This window comes from Bellilinea sp., assembly GCF_034432615.1.
In the GTDB taxonomy this organism is placed as follows: domain Bacteria; phylum Chloroflexota; class Anaerolineae; order Anaerolineales; family Anaerolineaceae; genus Bellilinea.
Map to the genome: position 1 here is coordinate 1 of NZ_DAOUBL010000315.1, position 2590 is coordinate 2590.

2 protein-coding genes are annotated in these 2590 nt (G+C 53.0%); both read left to right on the plus strand.

Features of this window, described 5'->3' with window-relative positions:
• On the plus strand, positions 1-1520 hold a 1520-nt coding region (locus VAE48_RS14265), incomplete at its 5' end, for an ABC transporter substrate-binding protein (RefSeq protein WP_322793998.1).
• A 147-nt stretch (positions 1521-1667) separates the two neighbouring features.
• Positions 1668-2590, plus strand: a 923-nt coding sequence (locus tag VAE48_RS14270) for an ABC transporter permease (RefSeq protein ID WP_322793999.1), incomplete at its 3' end; no start/stop codon positions are given.

Genomic DNA, 2590 nt, shown 5'->3' on the forward strand with positions numbered 1-2590 from the left:
CCATTCTGGCGGCTTGCGGCGGCAATGCTGCTACGCCGGCCCAAAAACCGGCCCGATTTGCGGTGTACGCGCTCAACAGCGAGCCGCTGACCAGCTGGGACCCGGCAATCGAGTATTCCAACGGCATTCATGTGCACAACAATATGTACGAGCAGCTGCTGCGGTATGATACTGCTGCAAAAAAAGCGGTGCCGCTGCTGGCCGAGTCGTTCACCGTTTCGGATGACGGACTGACCCACACCTTCAAGCTGCGCAAGGGGGTCAAGTTCCAAAACGGGGATGAAATGACCGCCGAAGATGTTAAATTCTCCATAGAACGGACGATGGAGCTCGGCGCCGGAGCTTCATACATCTGGTCGGCGGTTGAGGCAATTAATGTGGTTGACCCGCAAACGGTTGAATTCAAACTGGCTTATAAGGCACCGCTGGAGCTGATTGCCTCGACCGGTTATGCCGCATTTATCTACTCCAAAAAATGCGTAAAGGAGGATAATTCCTGGATTGAAGAAGCCAAAGGCTGCGGAACCGGCCCCTACATGTTGAAAAGCTCCAAATGGGGCGACGAGGTGATTTTGGAGAAATTTGCCGATTACTGGGGCGGGTGGCAGGAAAACAGTTTCGATACCGTGGTATTCCGCAAGGTTGCAGAACCGGCAACCCGCCGCCAGTTGATTGAAACCGGCGAAGCCACCATTACCGTAGAACTGCCCTATACCGACATCGAAGCCTTGAAGCAGAATCCCAATGTGACCGTCTATGTGGAACCTTCTTTTCAAAACCTGATCGGCATGTTCAATACCCGCAAGCCCCCGCTGGATAATGTGGATGTGCGCCGGGCATTGGCCTACGCTTTTCCCTATGAACAGGTGGTCAATACGGTCATTGGCGGGTATGGGCGGCAATCTTACGGTATGGTGCCCTTTGGTCTGTGGGGCTGGAGCGATCAATTGCCGCAGTACAAACATGACCTTGAAAAGGCAAAACAGCTGCTGGAAAAAGCCGGTTATGGGCAGGGAGGTTTTAAACTTTTGCTGACCTATACCGCCGGCAATGAAGCCGAAAAGAGCGCTGCCGAACTGTACAAAGCCGAACTGGCAAAACTCAACATTGACCTTGAGATTCGCGGGATGCCGTGGGACAGCCAGTGGGAGATGGCAAAAGGCCCGGCTGAGAATCGTCAGGATATTTTTATGATGTACTGGTGGCCGGACCTTCCCAGCCCGTACTCCATGCTCTTCAGCACCTTCCATTCCGAAGAAGAGCCGCTCTTCAATCTGGCGTACTACAATAATCCTGAATTTGACCGCTTGATTAATGAAGCCAATGAATTGACCTCGACCGATTTTGCCAAAGCCGAGCAAATGTTCATTGACGCTCAGAGGTTATTGCTGGAGGACGCCGCTTCGCTGTTCATTTATGACCGCCAAGACATCTGGGTAACCGTCAAGAACCTGAAAGGTTTCCAATTCAACCCGGCTTACCCAACCGTGGTGTTCTTCCACCAGTTGACCCTTGAATAAGAATCGGAGTTAAACCCGTCAGCACTGACGGAATTGGGGGGCGCAGTAAGGTTAACCGCTGCGCCCCCCACCGATATGGATGATTTTCCGAACGGGCATGCAGGACCCAAGGATGCAACTACTCATACTTCGGAGTGTAAAACGGGAATGAGAAAATTCATTCTGCGCCGTTTGCTGCTCGGCGTGATTGTGTTGTTTGGTGTCGCCTTCATTACCTTCTTCATTGCGCGGGTGGTGCCTTCCGACCCGGCCGCAAAGTGGGCCGGGCCGCGAGCCACGCCTGAACAGATTGCCAGAGCCAGAATTGAACTGGGTCTGGACAGGCCGCTCATCGTCCAGTTCGGCAAGTACCTGCTCGATCTGGCACAGGGCAATCTGGGCTATTCTCTGCGCACCCGCCGTCCGATTACGCTGGAATTACTGGAAAGCCTGCCGGCGACCATAGAACTGGTGCTGATTTCCACCCTTGCAGCCGTGTTTGTGGGTATTCCATTGGGGGTGCTCTCCGCCAAGCATAAAGACCGTCTGCTGGATCACCTCAGCCGTTTGTTTGCCATTGGTGTGGTATCGCTGCCCACCTTTTGGATTGGCTTGATTTTGCAGCTGGTTTTTGCGCGCACCCTGCAGCTGTTTCCATTGGGCGGCCAGCTCAGCACAGAAATCAAGATTATGATGGAAATTCCCAAAGTGACCGGCTTTTTGCTGTTTGACTCTCTCATCACCGGCAACTTCACCATTTTCACCGACGCTGTGTGGCATCTGGTGCTGCCCGGCATCACCATTGGTTTGTACCCGATTGGGTTGGTTGCCCGGATGACCCGTTCGGCGTTGCTGGAAATTCTCAATGAAGATTACATTACTGCAGCTCGTTCTTATGGATTGAAAGAACGGGTTGTCCTCTGGTCGTATGCGCTGAAAAATTCCATCGGACCCACTTCCACCGTGGTGGCCCTTTCGATTGGATATACGCTGGTCAACACGTTTCTGACCGAATCCATTTTCAGTTGGCCTGGAATCGGCAGTTACATTGCTACAGCCGTAATCGGATTGGATTACCCGGCCATCATGGG